This window comes from Pseudoduganella albidiflava, from assembly GCF_004322755.1.
GTDB classification, from domain to species: Bacteria; Pseudomonadota; Gammaproteobacteria; order Burkholderiales; family Burkholderiaceae_D; genus Rugamonas; species Rugamonas albidiflava.
This window is the reverse complement of record NZ_CP036401.1, coordinates 420,935-445,229: the sequence shown is the minus strand read 5'-3', so window position 1 is coordinate 445,229 and position 24,295 is coordinate 420,935. Positions and strand designations below refer to the sequence as shown.

18 protein-coding genes are annotated in these 24,295 nt (G+C 66.6%); 5 read left to right on the top strand and 13 right to left on the bottom strand.

Annotation, left to right across the window (positions count from 1 at the left end; genetic code table 11):
* The 8 genes from EYF70_RS01915 to EYF70_RS01880 all read right to left on the bottom strand — a co-directional run bounded on the left by EYF70_RS01915 (position 1) and on the right by EYF70_RS01880 (position 9,512).
* On the bottom strand, positions 1-1,209 hold the full coding sequence (locus EYF70_RS01915; protein ID WP_131143882.1) for a HupE/UreJ family protein: 1,209 nt from the start codon (positions 1,207-1,209) through the stop codon (positions 1-3).
* Entirely contained in the window at positions 1,206-2,351 is a 1,146-nt protein-coding gene (locus EYF70_RS01910) for a tetratricopeptide repeat protein (RefSeq protein WP_131148844.1), read from the bottom strand. The genes EYF70_RS01915 and EYF70_RS01910 overlap by 4 nt, the downstream gene beginning before the upstream one ends.
* A gap of 22 nt (positions 2,352-2,373) precedes the next feature.
* Positions 2,374-2,613 (bottom strand): hypothetical protein, encoded by a 240-nt coding sequence (locus tag EYF70_RS01905; RefSeq protein ID WP_131143881.1) that lies wholly within the window; start codon positions 2,611-2,613, stop codon positions 2,374-2,376.
* Positions 2,614-2,623: 10 nt separating this feature from the next.
* On the bottom strand, positions 2,624-4,123 hold the full coding sequence (locus tag EYF70_RS01900; protein WP_229420974.1) for a DUF4331 domain-containing protein: 1,500 nt from the start codon (positions 4,121-4,123) through the stop codon (positions 2,624-2,626).
* 125 nt (positions 4,124-4,248) lie between these two features.
* Positions 4,249-5,535, bottom strand: coding sequence for a cyanophycinase (locus EYF70_RS01895; RefSeq protein WP_229420665.1), 1,287 nt, complete (start codon positions 5,533-5,535; stop codon positions 4,249-4,251).
* A 48-nt stretch (positions 5,536-5,583) separates the two neighbouring features.
* Positions 5,584-8,352, bottom strand: coding sequence for a TonB-dependent receptor (locus EYF70_RS01890; protein ID WP_371861698.1), 2,769 nt, complete (start codon positions 8,350-8,352; stop codon positions 5,584-5,586).
* Between the two features lie 95 nt (positions 8,353-8,447).
* Complete coding sequence (locus EYF70_RS01885; RefSeq protein ID WP_131143880.1) at positions 8,448-8,882, bottom strand: GNAT family N-acetyltransferase; 435 nt, start codon at positions 8,880-8,882, stop codon at positions 8,448-8,450.
* Positions 8,883-9,512 (bottom strand): hypothetical protein, encoded by a 630-nt coding sequence (locus EYF70_RS01880; RefSeq protein WP_229420664.1) that lies wholly within the window; start codon positions 9,510-9,512, stop codon positions 8,883-8,885.
* 105 nt (positions 9,513-9,617) lie between these two features.
* Between EYF70_RS01880 and argH the strand changes: the two genes are divergently transcribed.
* The 3 genes from argH (at position 9,618) to EYF70_RS01865 (ending at position 13,394) form a co-directional block, all read left to right on the top strand.
* Positions 9,618-11,018 (top strand): argininosuccinate lyase, encoded by a 1,401-nt coding sequence (gene argH / locus EYF70_RS01875; protein ID WP_131143879.1) that lies wholly within the window; start codon positions 9,618-9,620, stop codon positions 11,016-11,018.
* Between the two features lie 131 nt (positions 11,019-11,149).
* Positions 11,150-11,722: a TRAP transporter small permease subunit gene (locus EYF70_RS01870; protein WP_131148839.1), complete on the top strand. Its 573-nt coding sequence runs from the start codon at positions 11,150-11,152 to the stop codon at positions 11,720-11,722.
* A 13-nt stretch (positions 11,723-11,735) separates the two neighbouring features.
* On the top strand, positions 11,736-13,394 hold the full coding sequence (locus EYF70_RS01865) for a TRAP transporter large permease (protein ID WP_131143878.1): 1,659 nt from the start codon (positions 11,736-11,738) through the stop codon (positions 13,392-13,394).
* Between the two features lie 391 nt (positions 13,395-13,785).
* On the opposite strand, the gene EYF70_RS01860 is transcribed toward EYF70_RS01865, so the two are convergent.
* Positions 13,786-14,451: a hypothetical protein gene (locus EYF70_RS01860; RefSeq protein WP_131143877.1), complete on the bottom strand. Its 666-nt coding sequence runs from the start codon at positions 14,449-14,451 to the stop codon at positions 13,786-13,788.
* A gap of 522 nt (positions 14,452-14,973) precedes the next feature.
* Between EYF70_RS01860 and EYF70_RS01855 the strand changes: the two genes are divergently transcribed.
* Both EYF70_RS01855 and EYF70_RS01850 read left to right on the top strand, forming a co-directional pair.
* Entirely contained in the window at positions 14,974-17,526 is a 2,553-nt protein-coding gene (locus EYF70_RS01855) for a M4 family metallopeptidase (protein ID WP_131143876.1), read from the top strand.
* 251 nt (positions 17,527-17,777) lie between these two features.
* A complete protein-coding gene (locus EYF70_RS01850; RefSeq protein WP_131143875.1) occupies positions 17,778-19,031 on the top strand; it encodes a M24 family metallopeptidase in 1,254 nt (417 codons plus the stop codon).
* A gap of 8 nt (positions 19,032-19,039) precedes the next feature.
* Here the strand turns inward: EYF70_RS01850 and paaZ are convergent, their stop codons facing one another.
* From paaZ to paaK, 4 genes are read right to left on the bottom strand one after another with little or no spacing between them, the layout of a single operon-like run.
* Positions 19,040-21,076 carry a phenylacetic acid degradation bifunctional protein PaaZ gene (gene paaZ, locus EYF70_RS01845; protein ID WP_131143874.1) on the bottom strand — a complete coding sequence of 679 codons (2,037 nt, stop codon included), beginning with the start codon at positions 21,074-21,076 and terminating at the stop codon, positions 19,040-19,042.
* 12 nt (positions 21,077-21,088) lie between these two features.
* Positions 21,089-21,709 (bottom strand): phenylacetic acid degradation protein PaaY, encoded by a 621-nt coding sequence (locus EYF70_RS01840; protein WP_131143873.1) that lies wholly within the window; start codon positions 21,707-21,709, stop codon positions 21,089-21,091.
* Between the two features lie 6 nt (positions 21,710-21,715).
* Positions 21,716-22,936: a 3-oxoadipyl-CoA thiolase gene (gene pcaF, locus EYF70_RS01835; RefSeq protein ID WP_131143872.1), complete on the bottom strand. Its 1,221-nt coding sequence runs from the start codon at positions 22,934-22,936 to the stop codon at positions 21,716-21,718.
* 2 nt (positions 22,937-22,938) lie between these two features.
* Positions 22,939-24,261 (bottom strand): phenylacetate--CoA ligase PaaK, encoded by a 1,323-nt coding sequence (gene paaK / locus EYF70_RS01830; protein WP_131143871.1) that lies wholly within the window; start codon positions 24,259-24,261, stop codon positions 22,939-22,941.
* Positions 24,262-24,295 lie beyond the last annotated feature (34 nt).

The window sequence follows — 24,295 nt, the reverse complement described above, 5'->3', positions numbered from 1 at the left end:
TCAGGCTCCAGAGAAAAGGACATTCGATGCGAGCAGGTCGACGGCACTGACATCGAAGGCGCGCTCGCCCAGCCAGACCACGGCCATCACGGCGATCGCCAGCGAGGCACCCGGCAGCAACACGCGGCGGTAGACATGCGTGGCGCGCAGTGCGAACGCCAGCGGCAGGACCACGGCCACGATCGCCAGCTGGCCCAGCTCCACGCCCAGGTTGAAGCCGGACAGCGACGCCGCCAGCGCCCCGCGCGGCAAGCCCAGGTCGGCCAGCACGCCGGCAAAGCCGAAGCCGTGCACCAGGCCGAACAGCAATGCCGCCGCCCAGCGCGGCCCCGGGATCACAGGCCATACATTGTTCAGGGCGGCCACCACGACGGAAGCGGCGATCGCCGATTCGACCCAGCGCGCCGGCGGCGCGACCACGCCCAGCGCGGCCAGTGCCAGCGTCAGCGAATGGGCCAGCGTGAACGCCGTCACCGTCTTCAGCACGTCGGTGGCGGCAACCCGGAATGCCGGCACGTGCCGCCAGCCGCCCTCGCGCCGCACCAGCACGGCCGGCAGCAGCAGCGAGACGAGGAACAGCACGTGGTCGTAGCCGATCCAGATATGCCAGGCACCGTGGCGTACGTAATCGAGGAACTGGCGAAGCGCCTGGCTGGCCGCGTGTTCCCGCGCCAGCGGCACGGTCTGCACCGGCCGCTCGCCGCCAAGGATGGCCGTGCGGGCCGTTTCGCCCTTTTTGCCCGCGCCGATGCGCAGCAGTCCGCGGTGCTGCGCATCGACATCGCCGAACAGCCGGTACGCGACGGTCAGTTCCTTCGGCGTGGCGGCGCACGTGCCGCGCAACGGCAGCACCGTGTAGGCCCCGTCCGTGTGCTGGTCGACCTGCTGGGCACCGGCGGTGAGCGTGCACGGCACACCGCCGGCGGCGATGCTGAGCCGGGACAGCGCATAGGCCTCGATCGTGCCATGCCGGGCGCGCAGCTCGTCCCACGTCAGCCGGCCATCGCCGTCGCCATCGAGGCCCACGGCCATGTCGAGGTCGCGCAGCGCGATATCCCAGTGCCCTTCGATGCGGTTGCCGTCCATGCGCAACACCAGGTAGCTGTCGCTGGGCTTGTGCGCGAAGGCCGGCAGCGCCTGTAGCAGCAGGAGCGGCAGCAGGAGCTGCAGCAAAAACGGAAGCCTGAAACAGGCGGCGAAGGTTGTCATGATGCCGTCTCCGCCAATCGGGCAACGACCACGTCCTGCAGCCCCTGCTCGCGGATCCAGCGCAGCACCGGCTGCAGCGCCGTCCGGTCGCGCGCCGCCAGCCCGGCTTCCAGCAGCAGGCGGGTATCGGCCAGCTCCTTCTGCACCTGCCAGTTGCGCTGCGCCAGCGCCAGGGCGGCCCGGGCATCGCCGAGCACGTGCAGCGTGAAGCGGGCCTGTTCGCGCAGGTGCACCGCGTCGCCGCGCAGCGCGGCGGCATCGAAGCGGGCCTGCAGTTCGGCGCGCACCGGCGCCAGCGCCTCCTGCCTGCCGAGCGCGCGCAGCGCCAGCGCATGGCGCAGCAGCAGCGCGTCGTTGCGGTGATGGTCGCGCAGCAATGCCGGCACGTCGGCCGCGCGCCCCCGGTCCAGAAGGAAGTCGGCGTAGGCGCCCAGCAGGTAGCTGTCGGTGGGTGCCGCGCGCAACGCGGCGGCGAAGCGCTGCTGCGCCAACGGCACGTCGCCGCGCCGCGCCGCGAATTCCGCCAGCATGGTCAGTGCCCATGTCCTGGTGTCCGGCGCGGCATCGCCTTCCCGCTCCAGGCCGAGGGCGAGCAGCCGTTCCGCGCCGCGCATCCGGCCCGTGTTGGCGCCGGCCACGGCCAGGCAGGCAAAGGTCTCCAGCTGGCCGGTCAGCGACGACAGCCTGGCGCAGCTGGCGACCGCGCCGGCGCTGTCGCCCTGCACCGCCTGCACCGTGGCTAGCGTGAGCCACGCCTGCACGGCGCGCGGCTCGCTGGCCACGATGCGGCGCAGCTCGGCCTGCGCCTCGGTGAAATGGTGGCCGTTCTGCAGCAGCGTGGCGCGCAGCAGCCGTACCTCGTTCGGTGCATCGGGCCGGCCCCACCATGGCGCCAGCACCGCCTGGGCTTGCCCGTAGTAGCGCGGGTCGGCGCTGCCGCGGCCCAGCGCCACGTAGCGCCGCGCCAGCGCCACCGCGGGCGCCGGGTCGCGCGGCGCCGCCGCCACGGCGGCCCGCAACGTGCGCAGGCCATCGACCTGCCGCGGCAGTTCGGCGATGATTTCGTTGCCGGAGGCCGGCGTGCGCGGCGCCGCCGCCCCTTGCACCAGGGGCAGCAGCGCCAGCGCCGCGGTGGCGAGCATGCGTTTCACGGCGCGCCCCGGCTCAGTTCAACACCTGCGGTTCCCGGTCCTCGACCGGGGTTGCCCCGCTCTCGACCGCGACCGGCTCGCCGTCGGCATCGCGGCCGAGCAGGCCCTGCACGCTGGTGACGAAGGCATCGGCCCCGGCCACGGGGCCGGGGGCGGGAGGAGGAGCGGCCGGGCCCGCGCCGGCCGGCGAATCACCACTGCCGCCACCGCAACCGGCAAGCAGCAGGGCCGCCACGAAACAAGCCGTTCTCATGGTGCTCTCCTTATGGCCGCGACGCGACCGATTGCGGCGAACCGGCGATCGGCGTGGTCAGGTAGGGGAACGCCGCGTCGAACGCGCCGTCATCCAGGTAGGCACCATCGGTGAAGCGGATCGCGCCGGAGGGCGCCTGGGCCGGCGCGCAGCCCAGGTTCAGCGTGCACAGCTTGCCCATCGCCACGCGCAGTTCGATGTCCACCACGTCGTCACCGGGCCGCCGACCGTTCGGGAAGCCGGCATTGTCGCCATCGATCACGCCGAGCCGTTTTTGCGCCCCTTTCGGTACCGGCGCGATGGCCGTATTCAGCCGCAGCATCTCGGACGGCGTCACCTTCACAGGCTGGTTCAGGCCCGGCACGCCCGTCAGGAACACGGTCACCAGGTCGTTGCGCGGGAAGTTCGTGGGCGCCTTCACGCCAGCGCTCGCGAACAGCGTTTCCACCAGTGCCGGCAAGGTGGGGTTCGTCACGTAGTCGAGGAACTGCGTGTCGCCGTTGGGGCGGCTGTGGTTGAAGCGGTCCTTGTCCTTCAGGCCGATCACCACTTCGTTCACCAGCGGCATGCCCAGGCGCGACACCTGGGTCCAGGCGCCGCCCTCCTTGGTAGTACTGTTCAGGTTATTCGGCACAGGATTGATCAGCCTCGCCTGCGGCAAGCTGGCCGTGGTCCAGGCGCCGATGACGGGATCGGCGCCGCCGGCGGCCACCAGGCAGCTGGCCGCCACTTCCATGGCGATCGTCGTCACGTTCTTGTCGGCCAGGTCGTCGCGCGCGCTGCGCTCGGCGTTCGCATCGAATTCCACGGCCGGCGACTTGTAGTTGACGAGGTCGAACGTTTCGCCCAGGTTCACGGCGAATGGATCCTTGCGCTGGCCCACGAACATCCGCGCCGGCGTGTCGCAGCCCGGAATCGTCACGTCGACCACATGCCGCCCCGCATAGCCGGCATAGTCGGGAATCGCCTTGTTGCCGATATTGTCGACCGGCTTGTCGAACACTTTCGCGCCGCTGGGGTTGCCGACGCGGTCCCGCGTGCCGGTCCGCCGGTCGCCACGCACCACGGTCACCGAGTAGGTTTCGCGCACGTTCAGGCCCGGCGGATTGACGTCGTTGATGGCGCCGCCATTGATGATCAGCGGAATCGGTACTTTCTTGCCGCCGACAACGAAGGCGTCGTTGCGGCTGGTATTGGCGAAGCGGAACTGGAACGTGATGTCTTCCCTGGCGTCGCCGTTGTTGTCGACGTGGATCTCGTACAGCGCATTGGGATCCAGCTGGAAGTAGTTCGGCCCGCCATAGGCGTCCTGCAGCGGCAGGTAGTTGGCCACCAGCGTGACGAATTTCTCGCGGCCGGGCTCGTAACTGCGGAACATGTAGAAGTCCGTCGCATCGGCGCGCGGCATGCCGGCGATGAACGGTGCTTCGCGGTGACTCGATGCCTGCGCCGGCAAGGACAGCAGCGCCAGCGCGAACGGCAGTGTAACGGGTAACGAACGTTGAATCAGGTTGACCACGATATTCCCCTTTGTGTAGTGGAGACAGCGTGGCCTTATACGCACCGGCGCGCCGGGCGGATTCAATTAATTTAAATTTATTGTTTCATGCTCAGCAATACAATCGCCGGCGTGATTCAGCGGTACTTGTATAGTGGCCTGGGGATATCGATCGGGCGGATGTCGAGCCGCACGTTGAGCACCGAATAGGCCTCGACCGTATTGGAGATGTAGCCGACCGTTTCCGGCGTCTTGGTGAAGCGGAACTCGAAGCCCACTTCCGGTGCCGTCGAGCGCGGGTTGCCGCTGGCGATACCGATCGCCTCGGTCTGGTCGCTGTCGATCAGCCGCTCCATGATGTTGACGACGGCCTTGTTGCCGAGGATATCGTTGCTGTACACGGGGCCGCGCAGCGCGGTACGGGCGGGGTCCATCCTTCCGCCCGCCTTGTCCGGCGATGGCGTGAAGCTTTGCGTGATGATGTTGAACTTGTCGCCCCGGTCGAGGTAACTGATGCGCACATTGCTGACGTTGAAATCGGGCCGGCTGGTGTCCGTGACCGCCAGCGACAGGTCCATCAGCAGCGCCCCCGTGTAGCCGATGACTTCCACTTCGCGCTGGGCATTGATGACCATCGCGCTGTCCTCGTCCACCCCCAGCCCCAGCTTGTAGTTCTTGGCCAGCATGACGGGGATCATCCGGGCGAAGCGGCCGCGTACCAGCAGGTGCTGGTCGACGAACACGTCGTCGCCGATGAAGCCCAGGCCCGGGGCGATTTCCTGCCCGTCCTTGACGCCGCCGCGCAGCATCGCCAGGATCGCGTCGGGCCGGTAGAACATGGTGCTGCTCATGATGGCCGCGCCGGCGCTGGTGCCGGCCACCACGCCGCCGCGGCGGTACAGGTCCCAGATCGCCTCGAGCGCCCGGGTGCGCGTGCCGTTCTCGCGGATCAGCGCCTGCGTGATGCGGGCCTGGTCGCCGCCGGCGAAATACACGCCATCGGCCTTGCGGATCTTTTCCGCCAGCGCCGCATCGTCCGCCGCCTTGCGGTAGTCGCTGTTGGCCAGCCGCTGGGCCACCGGCACCGCGAACGGCTCGGCGCCGTATTTCTTCAGGTAGGCGATACTGGTGGCCGCCGCCCGTTCCGGGTTGCCCGATGCCGAGGGAAAGACGGCGATACGGGCGCCCTTGCCGCCCGCCAGGCTGACGATCTTTTGCCACACATCGGCATTGTCGGCACGCAGGCCGCCACCGATGATCACCAGCGAACCCTTGGCCGCCGGCAGCGGCGCGCGCGACGCCGCCGGTTCCTCGGGCACCGGTGCCAGGGTCTGCGCCGTGGCTGCCGGGCTGGCCAGCGCTGCAAGCATGACGCAAGCCGTGGCGAAACGCGTGGCGAGGCTCGCGGCGAGGTTTGGCTTCAAACTTGGCTTGAACCCTGGCTTGGACCCCGGCTTGGACATCGGCTCTCCTTATTTGAACGCGTAATTCACGCTGGCATAGAAGCGGCGGCCGCGCGGGTCCGTGTACGTAGGGTCGTAGCCTGACAGGAAGTGGTACGCCTGGTTCGAGTACGGCGGGCTGCGGTCGAACATATTCTGCACCCCCGCGCGCACTTTCAGCGCACGGCTCGCCTGCCAGGCGGCGGACATGTCCCACAGCGAGTAGGACGTCACGTGGTTCGGCTCCACCACGCTGCCGTCATCGATGTTGATCGCCGAATTCTGGTCTTCGTACGACGACGAGAAGGTATTCGACAGGCTGGCCGAGAACGGGCCCTTTTCCCAGTCGAACGTGATGGTGTGGCGCCAGCGCTGCACCACGCCGTCGGTGACGAAGCGGCCAAGGTTGCTGATGAACGGGTCGCCCGGCGCGGTCTGGATCTTCGAATCGATCACATAGGTGCCCGACAGCCGGCCGCCGAAGCGCCCGGCCGGCGTATCGACACCGTGCAGGTCGACCACCAGGTCGACGCCGCTGGCAACCTGCGCGCCGCGGTTTTCCTTGAACAGGTCGATGTACTCGATTTCATTGTTTTCGTCGCGATGAACCAGGTCGCCGTATTTTTCCAGGTTGGACAGGATGATGTCGTCGCCGATCGCGCTGATCAGGTTGGTGCGCCTGATCTTCCAGTAATCGATGCTGGTGGTGATGTTGCGGGTCGGTTCCAGCACCGCCCCGATCGAGTATTGGCGGCTGCGTTCCGGCTTCAGGTCAGGATTGCTGTAGCGCCGCGTATCCCAGTTGTTCGCGCAATCGGCGTAGTTGTAATCGAGTTCGGCGCACAGCACGGGATCGGGCAGCGTGGCCGTGGCGCTGTAGACGGTGGGGCGGTGCAGGTCCGTCATCGACGGCGCGCGGAAGCCGCGGCCCGCCGAAGCGCGCAGCATCGCCCATTTCACCGGCGTGTACGACAGGCCAAGCTTCGGGCTGAAGGCGCGGCCCACCGCTTCGTAATGGTCGTAGCGCGCCGAGAGCTGCGCCTGCCAGGCCTTCGCGAACGGCGCCTGCAGCTCGCCGAACACGGCGGCCACCTTGCGGCTGTCGTGCGTGGCGCGCCCGCCTTCCGGCGCGAAATCGTCGTTGATGTTGTCCGTCAGGAGCAGTTCGGATGGCGTGAAGTCGGTTTTCTCGCGGCGCCATTCGCCGCCCACCGCCATTGCCAGGTCGCCGCCGGGCAGCGCCATCAGCGTGCGCGTGGCCTTGAAGTCCACCGAATCCATCACGCCCTTGGCATGGCGCACCACGTCGTTGACCTGGATGCTTTCCAGGTACGCGCGCCCTTCCGCGCTCGATGGCCCGAACGGATTGATCAGGCCGGCCGAAATGCCTTCGATCAGTTCGTTGTACAGCACATAGCCGTGCGTGTCCCGGTCCTTCACGGTGTTCACGCTATGGTTGTAGGCCACGTCGTAATCCCATTTGCCGAAGGTGCCGTTCACGCCCACCACGTAGCGCTGTCCGATGCTCGTCAGCTCGCTGGTGCGGTTGCCCGCCTCCAGCAGGCGCATGCGCAGCTGCAGCATGCGGTCGCCATCTTCCGAGTTTTCCAGCCCGGTTCCGGCCAGCGCCGGCACCAGGCTGTAGTCGATGTCGCCGGTGACGCGGGTCGACGAACCCACGTAGTTCGTACGCGCCCGGCTCAGCATCACTTCGCCGTACAGCTGGTGGCCGCCGCCCAGGTCCAGCACGCCACGCGACAGGAAGCTTTGCTTGGCCGACTTCGGGTACAGCTCCGTGTCGCGCATGTAGTCGTAGGTGCAGGCATCGATGCCGCCGGTGCCATCGGGCAGGTACAGGTTGGCCGGCGGATTGCATTGCGGGATCGACAGGTTGATGGTCTGGTTCGTCAGTTCGCGGCCGTCCAGCGTGAAGCCGATCGAATTCAGGTAATCGCGCTGGTCCCGCGACAGCCGGATGTTCGCCGGGCTGGTGTAGCTGGACAGCAGGTGGCCCAGCCGCTCGGGAATGCGCAGCCCGCCGATGAATTCGCGCTGCGACGAACGCAGCGCCTCGGTTTCCTGCGCATCGAAGGTGGCGAACACGTTGTAGCCATCCTTCTGCAGGTCGCCGATGCCGCCGCTGATCGTGACCTGCCGCTTGGCCGCGCCGCCTTCGTCGGTGCCGCCGCCATAGGCACCGAGCTCGATGCCCTGGAAATCCTTGCGCGTGATGAAGTTGATCACGCCGCCGATCGCATCGGTGCCGTACAGCGCCGATGCGCCATCGAGCAGCACTTCGACACGGGCCAGCGCCGCGGCCGGGATGTTGTTCAGGTCCACGCCGGTATCGTCGCCGGGGGATGCGAAGTTGGCCATGCGCCGGCCATTGAGCAGGACCAGCGTGGACGAGGTGCCGATGCCGCGCAGGTTGGCGCTGTTCATGCCGCGCTGGTCGACGCCGCCCACGTTGATCGACACGCCGTCCGTCAGCCCGCCCACGTTGGCGGAAATGCGCGTCATCAGCTCCGCCGCGGTGGTCACGCCGGCCTTGTCGATTTCCGCGCGCGTGACCACCTGCACCGGCAGCGGTGTTTCCGATGCGATCTGCTTGATCGCCGAACCGGTGATTTCGACGCGCGGGACGCTGTTCCCGATGGCCGGTTCCTGCGCCCATGCGGCTTGCACCGCCAACGCCATGACGGCACCGGCGGCCAGCCGCCCATGCAGGCAATGACGAACTTTATTTCGTGTTTTCTGGTGGTGAGGCTTGCCCATCGTTCCCGCGCTCCGATCGATCATGTTTTTCTGCCAAAATTGACATTCGCGCGCTAATGTACGCAGGTCGGCGGCAAAACTCAAACGTGCTCGGGGCGGGCGTGGTGCACAAGCGACTGTCAGCGGTCTCGCCGCTGGCGGTGGATATCCGCGAAAGCGCGCTCCATCAGCGCTTCCGGCATGGCCGGCGGCGTGAAGCCATAGCGGGCATACAGCGGGGCGGCGGTGGTGGTGGTGAGCATGAACTTGCGCAAGCCCTGCAACCCCGGATGTGCCATGACGGCATCCATCAGCCGCGTAGCGTAGCCCCTGCCCTGGTACTCCGGCAGCACGAAGACGTCCAGCAGGTAGGCGAACGTGGCCTGGTCGGTGACCACGCGCGCGAATGCCGCCTGTTCGCCGTCCACGTAGCCGCCGAAACAGAGCGAATGGGCGATCGAGCGATCGACCGTTTCACGCGGAATGCCGCGCGCCCACGTCGACTCCTCGCCGAGGTACCGGTGAATGCGCGCCACGTCCAGCCGCGCCTTGTCCGTATCGACAGTGAACCCCATTCAACGGCCTCCCAGGTAGCGCTCCGGCAGCGGATTGCCATCCGTCTCGGCCTGCCACACGAGCGACTGTACCCACCAGCGCTTGCCGTCGTTGACCAGCTGGATGCTGTTGATCCCGCGCTGGAACGGCCTGGCCTCCTCTTTCGCATGGCGCGATTCGTAGGTGGAGAACACGTGGGCGATCTGGCCGAACTGCTCGCTCTTGCGCGCCAGTTCCGATTCGAAGAAGCCCTCCTTGGCGAACAGCGGCGTGACTCGGGCGATGTAGTCGTCCACTGACAGCACGCGGGTAGTGAATACGCCTTCCCGGTTCCGGCCATGCACGATCATCTTGCCGTCGGGGCGGAACAGCGCGCGCAGGCGGTCCCAGTCGCGCGCCTTGCCGGCCGGGCCGGAGATCGTGTCGTACAGCGCGGCGATCACGGAATCGACGCTGGCCACGTCGGCAACGATGGCGGTAACAGGGCTGGAAGCAGGGCTGGAAGCAGGGCTGGAAGCAGGGCTGGAAGCGGCCGCGGCGGGCGAGGCGGCCGGGGGTGCCGCCCTGGCCGCGGCCGGCTGCGCAAACGCGCTTGCGGCCATGCCGGCCGAGGCGGCGGACAACACGAACTTTGCGATCGACTTCTTCATCGTGGGCTCCTGTACTCAAAAACACAACAATAGCACCGGCCGACAAAAGGACGGAAGGGCGCCAACGTTGGCTATAATCGCCGGATTACCTGGACCTCCCTAATCATGACTGAACAACTCTCCAAAAAAGGCGAGGCCTGGTCGGCCCGCTTCTCCGAACCCGTCTCCGATCTCGTCAAGCGCTACACCGCCTCGGTATTCTTCGACAAGCGCATGTGGAAGGCCGACATCGAAGGCTCGCTGGCCCACGCTGAAATGCTGGCCGCGCAGGGCATCATCCCCACCGCCGACCTGGAAGCGATCCGTGGCGGCATGGCGCAGATCACCGCGGAGATCGAAGGCGGCCAGTTCGAATGGCTGCTGGACCTGGAAGACGTGCACCTGAACATCGAGAAGCGCCTGACCGAACTGGCCGGCGATGCCGGCAAGCGCCTGCACACCGGCCGTTCGCGCAACGACCAGGTAGCCACCGATATCCGCCTGTACGTGCGCTCGGCCATCGACGACATCACCGCCCTGCTGACGCAGCTGCGCAGCGCGCTGGTGGACCTGGCCGAACAGCACGCGGACACGATCCTGCCGGGCTTCACGCACATGCAGGTGGCCCAGCCGATCACCTTCGGCCACCACATGCTGGCCTATGTCGAGATGTTCGGCCGCGATGCCGAGCGCATGGCCGACTGCCGCAAGCGCGTCAACCGCCTGCCGCTGGGCGCCGCCGCGCTGGCCGGCACCACGTTCCCGATCGACCGCCTGCGCGTGGCGCAGAACCTGGGCTTCGACGACGTGTGCCACAACTCGCTGGACGCCGTGTCGGACCGCGACTTCGCCATCGAATTCACGGCGGCCGCCTCGCTGATCATGACGCACGTGTCGCGCATGTCGGAAGAACTGGTGATCTGGATGAGCCCCCGTGTCGGCTTCATCGACATCGCCGACCGCTTCTGCACCGGTTCCTCGATCATGCCGCAGAAGAAGAACCCGGACGTGCCGGAACTGGCGCGCGGCAAGACCGGCCGCGTGTACGGCCACCTGATGGGCCTTCTCACGCTGATGAAGGGCCAGCCGCTGGCCTACAACAAGGATAACCAGGAAGACAAGGAGCCGCTGTTCGACACCGTCGATACCGTGGTCGACACGCTGCGCATCTTCGCCGACATGGCCGGCGGCATCACCGTCAAGCCGGAAGCGATGCGCGCCGCCGCGCTGCAGGGCTATGCCACCGCGACCGACCTGGCCGACTACCTGGTCAAGAAAGGTTTGCCGTTCCGCGATGCGCACGAAGCCGTCGCGCATGCGGTGCGCACCTGCGTCGACGCAAACTGCGACCTGGCCGACCTGTCGCTGGAGCAGCTGCGCGCGTTTTCCCCGCTGGTCGGCGAAGACGTGTTCGAGGTGCTGACCCTGGAAGGTTCCGTGGCCGCGCGCGACCACGTGGGCGGCACCGCGCCGAACCAGGTACGCGCCGCGATCGCGCGCGTGCGTGCGCAACTGGCCGGTAACTGACCGATGGCCGGCAAGCAGACCACGCGGGGAGTCACGGCCATGTAAGCGATCGCCCTCGTCACCGCATCACCTAAGCATCTTGGGCGCCAGAGCAGCGCCCGCTAATAAAAGCAAAGGAGACAACGATGTTGATGGCAATATCCCGGGCAATCGATGAACTGAACGACAGGATCGCGGCGGCGGTGTCATGGGCCCTGCTTGCCGCGGTGCTGGTCTGCGCGGCCAACGCGCTGATCCGCTATACGTTCAATGCCAGTTCCAATGCTTGGCTGGAGATCCAGTGGTACCTGTTTGCCGCGGTCTTCATGCTGGCCGCGCCGCACACGCTGCGGCGCGACGAGCATGTCCGCATCGACGTGGTCGTCGGCCGCTTTTCCCGCCGCACCCAGGTCTGGATCGACCTGTTCGGCTTCTTCCTCTTCCTCCTGCCCATCTGCTGCGTGATCCTGTACTACGGGATTCCGTTCGCCTATGAATCGGTGCGCAGCGCCGAGATGTCCAGCAATTCCGGCGGCCTGATCGTGTGGCCGGCCAAGATCCTCGTACCGGTCGGCTTCGCGCTGATGATCCTGCAGGGAGTGTCCGAAATCATCAAGCGCATCGAGTACCTGCTCGGGCGGCTCGACGAGCGCGCCTTCGTGAAGCAGGCGCCGACGCCGCAGCAGGAAATCGACGCCATCAAGCAAGCCAACCGGATCGACTGAGGAAGCACGGGACATGGAAGCATTCATCATCGCCAATATCGCGCCGATCATGTTCGGCACCCTCGTGCTGTTCCTGCTGTGCGGTTTCCCGGTGGCCTTCGCGCTCGCCGCCAACGGCCTGTTCTTCGGTTTCGTGGGCATCGAGCTGGGCCTGCTGAAACCGGAACTGCTGCAGGCCCTGCCGAACCGGATCTTCGGCATCATGGCCAACGACACGCTGCTGGCCATCCCCTTCTTCACGCTGATGGGCCTGATCCTGGAACGCTCCGGCATGGCCGAGGACCTGCTCGACACGATCGGCCAGCTGTTCGGCCCGATCCGCGGCGGCGTCGCCTTCGCGGTGATCTTCGTCGGCGCGCTGCTGGCCGCCACCACCGGCGTGGTCGCCGCCTCGGTGATCTCGATGGGGCTGATCTCGCTGCCCGTGATGCTGCGCTATGGTTACGACAAGCGGCTGGCCTCGGGCGTGATCGCCGCTTCCGGCACGCTGGCGCAGATCATCCCGCCATCGCTGGTGCTGATCGTGATGGCCGACCAGCTGGGCCGCTCGGTGGGCGACATGTACAAGGCCGCGTTCATCCCCGGCCTGCTGCTGACGGCGATGTATGCCGGCTATGTGGCCGCGATCGCGATCTTCCAGCCGCACAAGGCGCCGGCCCTGCCGCTGGAAGCCCGCAACCTGCGCGAACCGAACGGCGATTCGGGCGTGCGTTCGCTGCTGGTGCTGCTGGTGACGACGGTGGCGGTTTCGTACGCCTTCGCTTACTGGTACGATCTGCGCCACCCGGATGCCCACCGCGACGAAGTGGGCATCTTCGCCGCCGCGCTGGGCATCGTCGGCGCATTCCTGTTCGCGCTGGCCAACCGCTACCTGAAACTGGGCCTGCTGTCGCGCATGGCCGAGAAGGTGGTGTTCGTGCTGATCCCGCCGCTGGCGCTGATCTTCCTCGTGCTGGGCACCATCTTCATCGGCCTGGCCACGCCGACCGAGGGCGGCGGCATGGGCGCCGTGGGCGCCCTCGTGCTGGCGCTGATGAACCGGCGCCTGACCTGGTCGCTGCTGAAGCAGGCGATGATGTCGACCACGCGGCTGTCGTGCTTCGTGATCTTCATCCTGATCGGCTCCACCGTGTTCGCGCTCGTGTTCCGCGGCGTGAACGGCGACCTGTGGGTCGAACACCTGCTGACCAGCCTGCCCGGCGGCTCGACCGGCTTCCTGATCGCCGTGAACATCCTGTTCTTCGTGCTGGCGTTCTTCCTCGATTTCTTCGAACTGGCCTTCATCCTCGTGCCGCTGGTTGGCCCGGTGGCGGAAAAGCTGGGCATCGACCTGATCTGGTTCGGCGTGCTGCTGGGCGTGAACATGCAGACCTCGTTCATGCACCCGCCGTTCGGCTTCGCGCTGTTCTACCTGCGCTCGGTGGCGCCGAAGGCGGTGAAGACGTCCGACATCTACTGGGGCGCCATTCCCTTCGTGTGCATCCAGGTATTGATGGTGGCGCTGATCATCGCCTTCCCGAAACTGGTGTCCGTGGAAACCCGTACCGACATGACCGAGGAAGTCGAGCTGAAGATCGACGCCCCAGCCGACTACGGCTCCCCGGCGGAGGAGCCGGCGGAAGGCGAAGCGCCGCAGCTGAACTTCTCGACGGACGAGCCGGCGAAGAAATAGCGTGCCGCTGGCGGAAAAACGGTGACAGTCACCATTTGTTTTGCAACATTTCCTGGAAATGGTGACTGTGACTGGATGCCGCTTAGATATACCCACCCCAAGTGCAAATTCCGGGGTCAGACCCGGCGGGTCTGACCCCGGCAGCTCGACCTTGGGTTAGATGTATGCGCTTGTGGCATTGCCAGGAAGCCATGACAGAAAAACGGTAACAGTCACCATTTGTTTTCGCATGATGTTGCCGATTTCCTGAGCAGCAAACCGGTGTCCGACACATTTCCGGATGAAGCGCCCGGAAAAATGTCCGACACCAGGCACGCTGACGCCAACTCAAGTCATCACGTCGCCTTGACTTGACGGCATTCGCGCCTGTCACCGTTTTTGATGCAACTTCCTAGTGCTGCACGAGGCTGGCCAGCACGGCGAATGCGGCGCCGGTGTGCTGCCGCTCGAGGATCAGCGTCAGCTCCGTGTGCGTGGAAATCAGGTTGACGAGGTTGACCTTGTCCCATGCCAGCTTCTTCAGGATCGCGTGGTAGATGCCGGGGGTACGGTGCGAGTCGGCCGTCAGCTGCAGCGTGACGGCGTCGAGGTTTTCCAGCCGCGCCAGCAGGCATTCGCCGTCGAACACGGCCTCCACCAGCGGGATCAGCGGGCGGCTGCAGATCACCATCGCTTCGTTGACGCCGCGCGTGGCGGTCAGGAACATGTCGCCGCGGCGGCCGGCCTGCGCCAGCAGTTCGCGGTGGCAGTGGTCGATGCGCGGCGATTCGCGCCACGTCAGTTCGACGAGGTCGGTGCGCGCGGTCAGTTGCCCGGTGCGCCGGGCCAGCAGGATTTCCCGGGTATCATCGCAGCCCTGCCCCGGCAGGCGCTCGGCCAGGCGCCGCAGCGCCATCACCACGGCCGCCTGGCCGACAGGTTTCCACAGGTCGCTCTCGAGCTGCGGCTGCAGCTGGCGCGCCAGTTCCGACAGGTTGATGAGGCCACGGCGCAAGCCCTCGCTGAGGAAGGGCGACTCCATGACGATGCGTTCTACTCTGGTAGCGATGGACAGCATGGCTCCACACCCGCGAGGGCGCTCCTTGAAATGGCATGCGCGGTGCCACCGCCGGGCATGGCGGATCGCACGAACGCGCGGAAAGTGAAAGGAAGCGGCGAAGGCCTAAGCGGGTGGCGGAGGCGGGCGGCGAGGAGCCAGGGTGAAGCGGCGGTGTGATGGCATGGTCATGGTTGTGCGTCCCTGAATGTGCTCAGCGCTTACTGATGATGTGTACCTTCCCGGTGCGCTGTTATCGTTGGCCCGGCAGGCATGCGTGGCTTGCCGGGCTGTCGTAGTGTAAATCGAATTGTTGCGCAGGCGTGAAAAAGCACGCCACAATTCGCGACCGTTGCATGGCGCCGACAAGGGCGCCAATCGTGCGCCGCGGCACGTACGTTCGTGCCTGAAAGAATGTCCCATTCTTAACAAACGGGAGCTCAGCGACTCATTTCGGAAGATTTTTGACATGCGATGTGCCGGTTGCATAGTGTCGCGTTCACCCGCGGTCACAGCGGGCCTGTCACTCACATTGGAGAAGAAATGAACCTTCGCTTGAGCATCCTGGCGGCCGCAATCGCCATCCTTCCCTTCGGCGGCGCCGCGGCGCAATCGCGCGGCATCCTGCCCGACAGCCTGATGGCCGCGCCGGCCCAGGAAATGACTGCCGCCGCCAGGGCCGGCCTGGAAAACCGGCTGGCGTCGCGCCGTGCCGCCGCGGGCCTCGATGAAGACCATGGCTTCAAGGTGGGCCGCCAGCATCCCGGCACGCAAGGCACGCGCATCGTGCGCGCGCAGCATACCTGGAAGGGCCTGCGGGTATTCGGTTCGGAATCGGTGGTGGTGACGGACGACGATGGCGAGATCGTCAGCGAATCGGCCTCCAGCCGCCGCGAAGGCCTCGACGGTTCGCGTGCCACGGCCGCCAGTGCGCAGCCGGCACCGGACGTGACGCCGGCGATCTCGAAGGAAGACGCCATCGCCAGCGTGGTACGCCGCGTCGCGCCGGTCGGCAAGCACCGCTGGAAGCCCGAAGCGGAACTGCTGATCTACCCGGTGATGAAGACCGTGCGCGTGCCGGGCGCGGAAAAGAAATCCGAGGCGGCACTGAACGCGCTGGACGTGGAAGAAGTGGTCGAGCGCTATGCGCTGGCCTACCTGGTGCAGACGCGCATGGCCGTCAACAAGAAGCTGGTATACCGCGACAGCATCGTCGACGCGCACACGGGTGAGCTGATCGCCGAATGGGATGCGCTGCAAACGGTGGCCGGCACCGGCAAGAGCCAGTACAACGGCACGGTGCCGATCAATACCACGCTGTCGGGCAGCACGTACCAGATGCTCGACGGTTCGCGCGGCACCGGCGGCCGTTACGGCGGCATGGCGATCACGAATGCGAACCACAGCCCGGAAACGAATCCGAACCCGGGCAGCATCTACACCAACACCACCAATACGTGGGGCGACGGCCAGCAGTACATCAACGGCGGCAGCACGACGAATGCCAACGGGCAGACCGCGGCCGTGAATGCGCTGTGGGGCCTGATGAACACCTACGACGCGATGAAGAACGTGCTGGGCTGGCAAAGCCTGGATGGCAACGACACGTCGACCTACATCGCCGTCCACGTCGACAACCAGTACGACAACGCCTTCTTCGAGCCGGGATGCAAGTGCATGTACATCGGCGATGGCGGCAGCACGTTCTACAACCTGGGCTCGATCGACGTCATCGGCCACGAGATGCACCATGGCGTGACGGACGCCACGTCGAACCTGATCTACTCGGGCGAATCGGGCGGCCTGAACGAATCGTCGTCCGACATCGGTGGCGAGATGACGGAAGCCTATGCCCGCGCCGGCGGCACCGGCAGCGTGATCCCCGCCACCGGCAACGATTGGGTGATGGGCCGCGAGATCAGCCGCTCCGGCCAGCCGCTGCGCTACCTGTACAAGCCGAGCAAGGATGGCAGCAGCCCGAACGCGTGGACGTCGTCCCTGAAGAACCTGAACGTGCACTACAGCTCCGGGCCGAACAACCGCATGTTCTACTTCCTGTCGCAGGGTTCCAACGCCACCAGCAGCAGCGAGTACTACAGCGCCTACCTGACGCAGCAGCCGCTGGCGATGACGGGCATCGGCAACGACAAGGCCTTCCGCATCTGGTTCAAGGCGAATACGACGAAGCTCACGTCATCGTCCAACTACGCCGATGCGCGCGCCAAGATGATCGCCTCGGCCGAGGAACTGTATGGCACCGGCAGCCGCGAAGCCATTGCCGTGAAGCGCGCCTATGCGGCGATCAACGTCGGCACGGACGTGGCCGAAAGCGGCGGCGCCGGCACGGTGCTGGCGATCGCCACGCAGCCGGCCGGCATGACCGTCTCCGCCGGCGGCACCGCGCGCTTCACCGTCGCGGCAAGTGGCGGCACCGCGCCGTACAGCTACCGCTGGTACCGCAACAATGCACTGGTCAGCGGTGCCACGGCAGCCACGTATTCGTTCACCGCGCAGGCCACCGACAATGGCGCCGTGTTCAAGGCCACCGTGACCGATTCGGCTTCCACGCCGGCCACTGTCACGTCGGGCAATGCCACGCTGACCGTCAGCGGCACCGGTGGCGGCGGCACGGGCAGCGAACGGGTGACCAACGGCGGCTTCGAATCGGGCGCCACCGGCTGGGCCGGCAGCACCGGCGCCATCGGCACCTTCTCCGGGCAGACGGCGTACGAAGGCAGCCGCTACGCCTGGCTGGGCGGCAACGGCCGGACGTCGACCGAAACGCTGACGCAGGATATCTCGATCCCGGCGACCGCCACCGCCGCCTCGCTGACGTTCGCGCTGCACATCGACACGGCCGAATCGGGCTCCACCGTCTACGACCGGCTGGCCGTCACGGTGAAGAACACGTCCGGCACCACGCTCGGCACCTTGGCCACCTACTCGAACGCCAACGCCGCCGCCGGCTACCAGGTGCGCACCTTCAGCCTTGCCGCCTACAAGGGCCAGACGGTGCGGCTGTCGTTCGCGGCAACCGAGGACAGCTCGCTGCAAACCTCGTTCGTGGTCGACAAGGTCAGTGTGGCAACCCAGTAATTGTTTCCTGAAACTGCCATCAAGTCGGGGGGTGTAGCAGGGGTTTCGCGGAGCATGCTCCGCGCCTGCGAAACGGTGCAGGCTTGCAAGCCTGCACTCCTCCCAGTCCCCCTTTTCCGGAAATATTTCCAGGAACCGGGGTCTGACCCCAAATTCCGGAAATATTTCCTAGAATCGGGGTCTGACCCCGGTTTTAGGAAATGTTTCGGCATAGCACTGCTATCATCTCGCTTCGAATCAAGGGAGCAAGCATGGGCATCGGCGGAAACACCATCGAGCGGGCATTGGCGACGCTGTCGGACATGACAGCGGGGGCGGTGCCCATCGGGCGCGAGGAACACGTGGCGCGCATCGCCAGGGCGCAGGCGTTCATGCGCGCGCAGGGCATCGCCGCGCTTTGGCTGAACGCGGGCACGAACCTGCTGTACTTCACCGGCATGAAGTGGCACCCGAGCGAGCGGATGGTGGGGGCGATCCTGCCGGCGGAGGGCGAGCTGGCCTACCTGGCGCCGGCCTTCGAGGAAGCCACGCTGCGGGACTTCATGGTGGCCGATGGACCGATCCACACATGGCACGAGCATGAAAACCCGTGCACCCTGTTCGTCGATACCCTGCGGGCGCTGGGCATCGAGCCAGGCGTCCGCGTCGGCATCGATGAAAGCACGCCCTTCTTCACGTCGGACGGCATCCGCCAGCAGGCGCCCGACTACACGCTGGAAAACGCCAAGACCGTGACAGCCCACTGCCGCACCCGCAAGTCGCCGGCCGAGATCGCGCTGATGCAGCGCGCCAAGGACATGACGCTGGCCGTGCACGTGGCCACCGCCAGCATCCTGCGCGAAGGCATCACGACCAGGGAAGTGGCCGACTTCATCGACCGCGCGCACCGCAAGGTGGGCGCGCCGGCCGGCTCGTATTTCGTCATCGTGCTGTTCGGCGAAGCCACGGCCTTCCCGCACGGCGTGTCGTACGTGCAGACGCTGAAGGACGGCGACACGGTGCTGATCGATACCGGCTGCAAGCTGCACGACTATATTTCCGACATCACGCGCACCTACGTGTTCGGCACGCCGAGCGAGCGGCAGCGGGCCGTGTGGAATGCGGAAAAGGCGGCGCAGCAGGCGGCGTTCGATGCGGCGCAGCTGGGCGTGCCGTGCGAGGAAGTCGATGCGGCGGCGCGCCGCTCGCTGGCAGCGGCCGGCTTCGGCCCCGGCTACGCCCTGCCCGGCCTGCCGCACCGCACGGGCCACGGCATCGGCCTGGATATCCATGAATGGCCCTACCTGGTGGGCGGAGACAAGACCCCGCTGGACGTGGGCATGTGCTTCTCGAACGAACCGATGATCTGCGTGCCGGGCGAATTCGGCATTCGCCACGAAGACCACTTCTACATGACGGAAAACGGGCCGCGCTGGTTTACCCGGCCGGCCCGCTCGATTGACAACCCCTTTGACAACCCCTTCGACGATCCCTTCGACGATCCGTCCGGCCTACAGGGGCAGTGACCGGTTGGTCACGCCTTCTTCGATACCAGCGTCAGGATGTCGTAACTGGCCACCAGCTCGTCGTGCTGGTTGGTCACCTGCACGTCCCACGCCACCACGCCCTGCCCCACGCCCTTGTCGTCGGTGCGGTTCCGGTCCACCTTGCGCTTGCAGGTGAGCCGTGCGCGGATCGTGTCGCCGATGGCAACCGGCGTGATGAAGCGCAGGTTGTCGAGGCCATAGTTGGCCAGCACCGGGCCGGGCGCCGGCGAGACGAACAGCCCGGCCGCCGCCGACAGCACGAAGTAGCCGTGGGCGATGCGCTTGCCGAACTGGGTCTCCTTCGCGGCGATGTCGTCGAAGTGCATGTAGAAGTAGTCGCCCGAGACGCCACCGAAATTGACGATGTCGGCCTCGCTGACGGTGCGGCGGTGCGTCAGCAGCGAGTCGCCCACCTGCAGGTCCTCGAAATGCCGGCGGAATGGATGCACCTCGGATTCGCGCACCGCGCCACCGCGCACGTATTCCCCGGTGATGGCCGACAGCATCGTCGGCGAGCCCTGCACGGCCGTGCGCTGCAGGAAATGCTTGACGGCGCGGATGCCGCCCAGCTCCTCGCCGCCGCCGGCGCGCCCCGGGCCGCCGTGCTTCAGTTGCGGCAGCGGCGAGCCGTGGCCGGTCGAATCGACCGACGCCTCGCGTTCCAGCACCAGCACGCGGCCATGGTGCGAAGCCGCCACCGGCACCGCATGGGCGGCGATCTTCGGATCCTTCGTCACCAGCGTGGACACCAGGCTGCCCTTGCCTTTCGCGGCCAGGGCCAGGGCCTCGTCGATCCCCTCGTACGTCATCAGGGTGCTGACCGGGCCGAACGCCTCCACGTCGTGCACGGCGTCGTTGTCCATCGCATTGCGGCACATCACCAGCGTGGGCGCGAAGAATGCCCCATCGTGCACGCCATCGCCGACGAGCTTCAGCTCGCCGCCGTGCAGCAGCTCGTTCCCGGCCAGCAGCCGCTCGACCTGCGCAGCCACGTCGCGCTGCTGGTCCTTCGATGCCAGCGCGCCCATGCGCACGCCATCGACCGACGGGTCGCCGACGGTGATTTTCGACAGCCGGTCGCGCAGCCGGTCGGCCACGGCCTCGGCCTGCGCGCGCGGCACGATGATGCGCCGGATCGCCGTGCACTTCTGCCCCGCCTTGCCGGTCATCTCGCGCGCCACTTCCTTGACGAACAGGTCGAACTCCGGGTCGTCCGGCGTCACGTCGGGCGCCAGGATCGCGCAATTGAGCGAATCGGCTTCCGCCGTGAACGGTACCGAGTTCGCGATCAGGTTGCGGTTCGAGCGCAGCTTCTGCGCCGTATCGGCCGACCCGGTGAAGGTGACGGCATCGAAGCCGGTCAACCGGTCCAGCAGGTCGCCGGTACTGCCGATTACCAGTTGCAGCGCGCCGTCCGGCAGCAGGCCGGATTCATGCATCATCCGCACCAGCGCTTCCGTGAGGTAGCTGGTCGCGGTGGCCGGCTTGCCGATGCAGGGCATCGCGGCCAGGAAGCTGGGCGCGAATTTCTCCAGCATGCCCCAGATGGGGAAATTGAAGGCGTTGATGTGCACGGCGACGCCGCCGCGCGGCACCAGGATGTGCGTGCCCGAAAAGCCGCCGCGCTTGCCCAGCGCCATCGCCGGGCCTTCGTGCAGCACGTTCGACGACGGCAGCTCGCGGCTGCCGATGCTGGCGTAGGCGAACAGCGTGCCGATGCCGCCTTCCACGTCGACCCAGCTGTCCGGCCGCGTGGCGCCGGTGAAGCGCGAAATCTCGTACAGCTGCTCCTTGCGTTCCATCAGGTACAGCGCCAGCGCCTTCAGGCGCGCCGCGCGCTGCTGGAAGTCCAGCGCCATCAGCGCCGGGATGCCGGTCTTGCGGCCATAGTCCAGCACTTCGCCGAAATCGATCGATTCGGCATGCGTGTGGTAGATCAGGCTGTTGTTCAGCGCGCTGTGCAGCGGCTGGTGCGCTTCCCTGCCGTGCCAGCGGCCGCCGATGAAGCTTTGCAAAGTACCCATGTCCGTCTCCTGTCAGCTTGTTTTCTTGTGTACGTGCAGCGGTACCGAACTTTCCCATGCGATGCGCCGGCGGTCCGGTTCGGGCTCGGTGAATGCCTCGACCTCGCGCATGGTGTCGCGCGAACGCACCGCCAGCTCGTGGTATTGCGCGGTACCGATGTTCTTCCACGCGATTTCCTCATCCGTGACCTCGCGGACGATCCGCGCCGGCATCCCCATCGCCATGCTGCGCGGCGGGATCGCCATGTTGGCCTTCACGAAGCTCATCGCCGCCACGATGCTCTCGCTGCCGACCACCGCGTTATCCATCACGACGGCGTTCATGCCCACCAGCGCATTGCGCCCGATCCGGCAGCCGTGCAGCACGGCGCCGTGGCCGATATGGCCATCCGCTTCGACCACCGTGTCGCAGTTGGCGAAGCCATGCATCACGCAGCCATCCTGCACGTTCGAGCCTTCTTCCAGGACGATCCGCCCGAAGTCGCCGCGCAGCGATGCCAGCGGCCCGACGTAGCAGCGCGGGCCGACGATCACGTCGCCGACCAGCACCGCGCTCGGGTGCACATAGGCCGTCGGATGCACCACCGGCCGCACGCCATTGATTTCATAGACTTTCACGACGCTGTTCACCATGGCCGCTCACACCCGTTCGATGACCAGCGCGATGCCCTGCCCCACCCCGATGCACATGGTGCACAGCGCGTAGCGGCCGCCGGTGCGTTCGAGCTGGTTGACGGCCGCGGTGACCAGCCGCGCGCCGGATGCGCCCAGCGGGTGGCCGATGGCGATCGCGCCGCCGTTCGGGTTCACGTGCGGCGCATCGTCGGCCAGGCCCAGGTCGCGCGTCACGGCCAGGCCTTGCGCCGCGAACGCTTCATTCAGTTCGATGACGTCCATCTGCCCGATCGTGAGGCCCAGCCGCGCCAGCAGCTTCTTCGATGCCGGTGCCGGCCCGAAGCCCATGATGCGCGGCGCCAGGCCGGCCACGGCCATGCCCAGCACCTTCGCGCGCGGCTTCAGGCCATATTGTTCGACCGCCTCGCGCGACGCCAGCAGCAGCGCGCCGGCACCGTCGTTGACGCCGGACGCATTGCCGGCCGTGACAGTGCCGTCGGGCCGCACCACGCCCTTCAGCTTGGCCAGCTTGTCCAGCGTGGTGTCGGGCCGCGGATGCTCGTCCGTATCGAACACCGTCGATTCGCCTTTCTTCGAGTGCCGCGTGACCGGCACGATCTCGGCGCCGAACACGCCGGCCGAATGGGCGGCGGCCCAGCGCTGCTGGCTGCGCAGCGCGAACGCATCCTGGTCGGCGCGGTTCACGCCGAATTCCTGCGCCACGTTTTCCGCCGTTTCCGGCATGCTGTCGATGCCGTGCAGCTCCTTCATCTTCGGATTGACGAAGCGCCAGCCGATCGTCGTATCCTCGATCTTCGCGGTGCGCGAGAACGCGCTGTCGGCCTTGCCCATCACGAACGGCGCGCGCGTCATGCTTTCCACGCCGCCGGCGATGACCAGGTGCGCCTCGCCGGACCGGATCGCCCGCGCCGCGCTGCCCACGGCATCCAGGCTGGAACCGCACAGCCGGTTGATGGTGTTGCCGGGCACGTCGGGCGGCAGGCCGGCCAGCAGCGCGGCCATGCGGCCCACGTTGCGGTTGTCCTCGCCGGCCTGGTTGGCGCAGCCGAACAGCACGTCGTCGACGCTGCGCCAGTCCACGCCGGGATTGCGCTCGATCAGCGCGCGGATGGGGATGGCGGCCAGGTCGTCGGCCCGCACGCTGGCGAGCGCGCCGCCGAAGCGGCCGAACGGCGTGCGGACCGCATCGATGATGTAAGCCGGGTGTTGGTCGAAATCCGTCATGGTCAGTTCCTCGGTCGTTTGTCGATCACGCGGCGCGCCTTGCCGGTCAGCGTGCGTTCGATGCCGTCGGGTGCCACCACGCTGACGCGGGTGGAAACGCCGACGTGGGTCTTGATGCAGTGTTCCAGCTCATTTGCCAACTGCTGGCTGAGTGCCTCGGCGTCGGCGCCGGGCGTTCCCGGGCGCAGCTCGGCGATGACGTCGAGCTTGTCCAGGTGCCCGTCGCGCGTGACGACCAGCTGGTATTGCGGCGCCAGCTTCGGCATTTTCAGGATCAGTTCCTCGATCTGCGTGGGGAAGACGTTGACGCCGCGGATGATCAGCATGTCGTCGGACCGGCCGGTGATCTTGCCCATCCGGCGCATGGCGCGCGAGGTGGGCGGCAATAACCGCGTGAGGTCTCTCGTCCTGTAGCGGATCACCGGCATCGCTTCCTTGGTGAGCGACGTGAAGACCAGCTCGCCCTCGGCGCCGTCCGGCAGCACCTCGCCCGTTTCCGGGTCGATGATCTCCGGATAGAAATGGTCTTCCCAGATGACTGGGCCATCCTTGCTTTCGATGCATTCGCTGGCCACGCCGGGCCCCATCACTTCCGACAGCCCGTAGATGTCCACCGCATCGATGCCGGCGCGCGCCTCGATCTCGCGGCGCATCGCATCGGTCCACGGTTCGGCGCCGAAGATGCCCACTTTCAGCGACGAGGTCGCCGGATCGATGCCCTGCTTCTGGAATTCCTCGATGATGTTCAGCATGTACGACGGCGTGACCATGATGATCGACGGCCCGAAGTCGCGGATCAGCTGCACCTGCTTTTCGGTCTGCCCGCCGGACATGGGAATCACCGTGCAGCCGAGACGCTCGGCGCCGTAGTGCGCGCCCAGGCCGCCGGTGAACAGGCCGTAGCCGTACGAGATGTGCACCATGTCCCCGGCGCGCCCGCCGGCGGCGCGGATCGAGCGGGCCACCACATCGGCCCACGTATCGATATCGTTCTGCGTGTAGCCGACCACGGTCGCCTTGCCGGTGGTGCCGCTCGACGCATGGATGCGCACCACTTTCTCGCGCGGCACGGCGAACAGGCCGAACGGATAATTGTCGCGCAGCGTCTTCTTGTCCGTGAACGGGAACTTCGCCAGGTCGGCCAGCGAACGCAGTTCTTCCGGATGCACGCCATGCGCATCGAAGGCGGCACGGTAGTGCGGCACGTTGTCGTACGCATGCCGCAGGGTTTTCTTCAGGCGCTCCAGTTGCAGGGCCTGCAGTTCGTCGCGGCTGGCGCGCTCGATCGGCTCCAGGTCCGCCGGCGCGGGAATAGATTGAACCATTGTCTCCTCCAGTTTGATGCCGAAATTCGTGGCT

What these genes read in the sequence shown, in the direction of transcription:
- EYF70_RS01915 (WP_131143882.1), bottom strand. Translation starts at nt 1,209, where the DNA reads ATGACAACCTTCGCCGCCTGTTTCAGGCTTCCGTTTTTGCTGCAGCTC.
- EYF70_RS01910 (WP_131148844.1), bottom strand. Translation starts at nt 2,351, where the DNA reads ATGCTCGCCACCGCGGCGCTGGCGCTGCTGCCCCTGGTGCAAGGGGCG.
- EYF70_RS01905 (WP_131143881.1), bottom strand. Translation starts at nt 2,613, where the DNA reads ATGAGAACGGCTTGTTTCGTGGCGGCCCTGCTGCTTGCCGGTTGCGGT.
- EYF70_RS01890 (WP_371861698.1), bottom strand. Translation starts at nt 8,352, where the DNA reads ATGATCGATCGGAGCGCGGGAACGATGGGCAAGCCTCACCACCAGAAA.
- EYF70_RS01885 (WP_131143880.1), bottom strand. Translation starts at nt 8,882, where the DNA reads ATGGGGTTCACTGTCGATACGGACAAGGCGCGGCTGGACGTGGCGCGC.
- EYF70_RS01880 (WP_229420664.1), bottom strand. Translation starts at nt 9,512, where the DNA reads ATGAAGAAGTCGATCGCAAAGTTCGTGTTGTCCGCCGCCTCGGCCGGC.
- argH (WP_131143879.1), top strand. Translation starts at nt 9,618, where the DNA reads ATGACTGAACAACTCTCCAAAAAAGGCGAGGCCTGGTCGGCCCGCTTC.
- EYF70_RS01870 (WP_131148839.1), top strand. Translation starts at nt 11,150, where the DNA reads ATGGCAATATCCCGGGCAATCGATGAACTGAACGACAGGATCGCGGCG.
- EYF70_RS01865 (WP_131143878.1), top strand. Translation starts at nt 11,736, where the DNA reads ATGGAAGCATTCATCATCGCCAATATCGCGCCGATCATGTTCGGCACC.
- EYF70_RS01860 (WP_131143877.1), bottom strand. Translation starts at nt 14,451, where the DNA reads ATGCTGTCCATCGCTACCAGAGTAGAACGCATCGTCATGGAGTCGCCC.
- EYF70_RS01855 (WP_131143876.1), top strand. Translation starts at nt 14,974, where the DNA reads ATGAACCTTCGCTTGAGCATCCTGGCGGCCGCAATCGCCATCCTTCCC.
- EYF70_RS01850 (WP_131143875.1), top strand. Translation starts at nt 17,778, where the DNA reads ATGGGCATCGGCGGAAACACCATCGAGCGGGCATTGGCGACGCTGTCG.
- paaZ (WP_131143874.1), bottom strand. Translation starts at nt 21,076, where the DNA reads ATGGGTACTTTGCAAAGCTTCATCGGCGGCCGCTGGCACGGCAGGGAA.
- EYF70_RS01840 (WP_131143873.1), bottom strand. Translation starts at nt 21,709, where the DNA reads ATGGTGAACAGCGTCGTGAAAGTCTATGAAATCAATGGCGTGCGGCCG.
- pcaF (WP_131143872.1), bottom strand. Translation starts at nt 22,936, where the DNA reads ATGACGGATTTCGACCAACACCCGGCTTACATCATCGATGCGGTCCGC.
- paaK (WP_131143871.1), bottom strand. Translation starts at nt 24,261, where the DNA reads ATGGTTCAATCTATTCCCGCGCCGGCGGACCTGGAGCCGATCGAGCGC.